2 protein-coding genes are annotated in these 1,723 nt (G+C 44.6%); both read left to right on the top strand.

What is annotated here, in order from left to right; translation table 11 throughout:
• Nucleotides 1-238 precede the first annotated feature (238 nt).
• Nucleotides 239-643 carry a hypothetical protein gene (locus TU82_RS27300; RefSeq protein WP_057726500.1) on the top strand — a complete coding sequence of 135 codons (405 nt, stop codon included), beginning with the start codon at nt 239-241 and terminating at the stop codon, nt 641-643.
• Between the two features lie 214 nt (nt 644-857).
• Nucleotides 858-1,460: a hypothetical protein gene (locus TU82_RS27295; RefSeq protein ID WP_057726499.1), complete on the top strand. Its 603-nt coding sequence runs from the start codon at nt 858-860 to the stop codon at nt 1,458-1,460.
• The last annotated feature ends 263 nt before the right edge of the window (nt 1,461-1,723 follow it).

Below are 1,723 nucleotides of genomic sequence, written 5' to 3'. Positions count from 1 at the left end.
GATGGCCTGCATGGGTTGGGGATCTTGTTTTTGTGTGGTGCAAACCAAGTTGCCGACTCATGCAGGCTTCTTCAATAACTCCAACTTCTTGATTTTTCGTAAGAAAAATCGGGGATCCCTCAGGGTCTGACCCCTATTTTGCTGGATATTTCGGCGTTATGCGGAATGGTAAAATAAACACTTTCTTTAGGCCTGATGGTGATGCTGCAGCAAGGCTAAAATATTTCAAGGATCAGTTATGATAAACGAGAATATTTTTGAGATGTGTTCAATGACTCTGACCAAAATCGGATTTGGTAATGAGACTTTTGACTCATTGGTTCAAAAGTGGAGTTTTTTTGTTGATGAATGCCAAGATGGATATCGTTGGGATTATTCTGAGTATAGAAACGAAATTAGGGTAAGAGGGTTGCTAGAGCAGTTGTTGAATAGCTCAGCAATTTCCAGCTCCGAAAATTTTAAGGAGTTGCGCAAAAAAGTTATTTCCGTGGATAAAAAATTTAAAAATTTATTACAGCCAGCTATAGCTTTGGTCGAAGGGGAGGGGTGGTGGGATAGCGGGGTTTTGATGTATGCAGGTGAAGACTATTCCTGTTATATGAAAGAGGCTCACGGAGTATTGGTTGAGGTTGTCGAAAGTTAAGTGGCGCGAAATTGAAAGGGAAAGTTGCAGGCATAGGTAATACATTAATATAACGACGTTGCTCGTAAGGGAAAGGTAGAGATTTATTTTTTTTAGGAAAAATGGGATCAGACCACTATTCTTCTTGCGGAGCACTAAACGTGGTCTAACCCCTATTTTTCTGCACTACATCACGCTCGTGACTTGATAGCGAACTGCCTAGGAAAAGAAAGCTATGAAACGGATTTTTGCATCAACGTTCGTCCTCACTCTTGCAGCTCTTTTGAGTGCATGCGCAATCCCATACGAAACCCCGGAAGCACGCGCCAATATAGAACGCGATCTGAAGCTCAACTCAGACGATATCGTCTCCATATCGCAAATCAACTGGTGTTTATTTCCCTATGGTGATCTGAACGTGTGCCAGCCTAGGAACGGCCTGGGTGTAGTGACCAAGACCAATCTAGTACTAGCATATTTTAAAGGCGGCATGTATGAGAGCGCTGTAGTCATCAACACCAGCGATATTCAATGTGCACACATGCAAAATGGAAGAACCGAGGCCGGTGATTTTTACGTATTCACTGAGCCTTATGCCGCACTGCTGAGGTTAGTCCCCATAACTGGTGCCTTGGCACTCGAAAAGAAGGACCAGTTTCTGAGTGTACTGGCACCTCCAAGCACTGAAACCTTCACGGGTGTGCAAGGGAATTTTATTCAGGATACAGGGCGTAAGAATTATTCTGCTTTGGCTGTACCAGGAGGAAGCTATGTGGGGACTAGCAAGAGCGTTATGCAGATTATTAATCCGTGCACGAAGGGAAGAACTGCACAATGACTATCGAAACACATCGCGACTATCCGCAACCCATAACGTGGGATCAACCTCGACGACGCACCTGTTTCCGTTGCCCCTCCTTGCCCGCTCAGGAAAAATGGGGTCAGACCACTATTCTTCTGGCGGAGCACTAAACGTGGTCTGACCCTGAGGGATCCCCGATTTTTCTTACGAAAAATCAAGAAGTTGGAGTTATTGAAGAAGCCTGCATGAGTCGGCAACTTGGTTTGCACCACACAAAAACAAGATCCCCAACCCATGCA

This window comes from Pseudomonas orientalis (genome assembly GCF_001439815.1).
In the GTDB taxonomy this organism is placed as follows: domain Bacteria; phylum Pseudomonadota; class Gammaproteobacteria; order Pseudomonadales; family Pseudomonadaceae; genus Aquipseudomonas; species Aquipseudomonas orientalis.
This window is presented reverse-complemented; position numbering and strand designations above follow the sequence as displayed.